The organism is Streptomyces sp. NPDC020801 (assembly GCF_044334385.1).
In the GTDB taxonomy this organism is placed as follows: Bacteria; Actinomycetota; Actinomycetes; order Streptomycetales; family Streptomycetaceae; genus Streptomyces.
In genome coordinates this window covers 3,437-4,970 of the sequence record NZ_JBIRST010000062.1, presented here as the reverse complement: position 1 = coordinate 4,970, position 1,534 = coordinate 3,437, and the positions used below count along the sequence as shown (strand labels likewise).

Below are 1,534 nucleotides of genomic sequence, written 5' to 3'. Positions count from 1 at the left end.
AATGTAACCGGGCGTTTCCCTCACGCTATGACCACCGAAACACTATGAAACTGACAACCGCACCACACCACCAACAAAAGAAGAAGTGTGGGGTTGTTCGTGGTTTCAGAACCAACACAGTGGACGCGAGCAACTGAGGACAAGCCCTCGGCCTATTAGTACCGGTCACCTCCACACGTTGCCGTGCTTCCAGATCCGGCCTATCAACCCAGTCGTCTACTGGGAGCCTTACCCCATCAAGTGGGTGGGAGTCCTCATCTCGAAGCAGGCTTCCCGCTTAGATGCTTTCAGCGGTTATCCCTCCCGAACGTAGCCAACCAGCCATGCCCTTGGCAGAACAACTGGCACACCAGAGGTTCGTCCGTCCCGGTCCTCTCGTACTAGGGACAGCCCTTCTCAAGACTCCTACGCGCACAGCGGATAGGGACCGAACTGTCTCACGACGTTCTAAACCCAGCTCGCGTACCGCTTTAATGGGCGAACAGCCCAACCCTTGGGACCGACTCCAGCCCCAGGATGCGACGAGCCGACATCGAGGTGCCAAACCATCCCGTCGATATGGACTCTTGGGGAAGATCAGCCTGTTATCCCCGGGGTACCTTTTATCCGTTGAGCGACGGCGCTTCCACAAGCCACCGCCGGATCACTAGTCCCGACTTTCGTCCCTGCTCGACCCGTCGGTCTCACAGTCAAGCTCCCTTGTGCACTTACACTCAACACCTGATTGCCAACCAGGCTGAGGGAACCTTTGGGCGCCTCCGTTACTCTTTAGGAGGCAACCGCCCCAGTTAAACTACCCATCAGACACTGTCCCTGATCCGGATCACGGACCCAGGTTAGACATCCAGCACGACCAGACTGGTATTTCAACGACGACTCCACCACCACTGGCGTGGCCGCTTCAAAGTCTCCCAGCTATCCTACACAAGCCGAACCGAACACCAATATCAAACTGTAGTAAAGGTCCCGGGGTCTTTCCGTCCTGCTGCGCGAAACGAGCATCTTTACTCGTAGTGCAATTTCACCGGGCCTATGGTTGAGACAGTCGAGAAGTCGTTACGCCATTCGTGCAGGTCGGAACTTACCCGACAAGGAATTTCGCTACCTTAGGATGGTTATAGTTACCACCGCCGTTTACTGGCGCTTAAGTTCTCAGCTTCGCCCCACCGAAATGGAGCTAACCGGTCCCCTTAACGTTCCAGCACCGGGCAGGCGTCAGTCCGTATACATCGCCTTACGGCTTCGCACGGACCTGTGTTTTTAGTAAACAGTCGCTTCTCGCTGGTCTCTGCGGCCACCCCCAGCTCTAACAGCAAGTGCTATCACCAGGCGTGGCCCCCCTTCTCCCGAAGTTACGGGGGCATTTTGCCGAGTTCCTTAACCATAGTTCACCCGAACGCCTCGGTATTCTCTACCTGACCACCTGAGTCGGTTTAGGGTACGGGCCGCCATGAAACTCGCTAGAGGCTTTTCTCGACAGCATAGGATCATCCACTTCGCCACAATCGGCTCGGCATCAGGTCTCAGACTACAT

At 55.9% G+C, this 1,534-nt stretch carries 1 rRNA gene (only partly in view); it reads right to left on the bottom strand.

What is annotated here, in order from left to right:
- Nucleotides 1–135 precede the first annotated feature (135 nt).
- Nucleotides 136–1,534: ribosomal RNA gene (locus ACH4UM_RS41595) — 23S ribosomal RNA — on the bottom strand; it runs 1,796 nt beyond the window's last position.